We start from the raw sequence: 555 nt of genomic DNA on the forward strand, positions 1-555 counted from the left end.
ACCCAACCAAGGACAATTGCTATGATGTGGTTTCTAACTTGTGTCGCTGCCCTCATCGGCGGATACTTCATCTACGGCGCTTTCGTTGAGAAAATTTTCGGCATCAATGAGAAACGCCAAACCCCTGCACACACCAAAACGGATGGTGTTGACTTTGTTCCAATGTCAACAAAGAAGGTTTACCTAGTTCAGCTACTTAACATCGCTGGTGTAGGTCCTATCTTTGGCCCAATCATGGGTGCACTTTACGGCCCAGCCGCAATGCTTTGGATTGTTGTAGGTTGTATCTTTGCAGGTGCCGTACACGATTACTTCTCAGGCATGCTTTCAGTGCGTAACGGCGGTGCATCAGTGCCAACGATTACTGGTCGCTACCTAGGTAATGGCGCAAAACACTTTATGAATATCTTTGCCATTGTCCTGTTGCTTCTTGTTGGTGTGGTATTCGTATCAGCGCCAGCGGGCATGATCACAAACCTAATCAATGATCAAACCAGCCTAAACGTAAGCATGACAACAATGGTTGTGGTTATTTTTGCTTACTACATCATCGCG

General features: G+C 46.3%; 1 protein-coding gene. It reads left to right on the forward strand.

The genetic code is table 11. The annotated features are described in order from the left end of the window. Window positions 1–21 precede the first annotated feature (21 nt). On the forward strand, window positions 22–555 hold a 534-nt coding region (locus tag R7Z50_RS30040; RefSeq protein WP_318150092.1), incomplete at its 3' end, for a carbon starvation CstA family protein.

The sequence above is a fragment of the Vibrio sp. 1249-1 genome, from assembly GCF_033340495.1.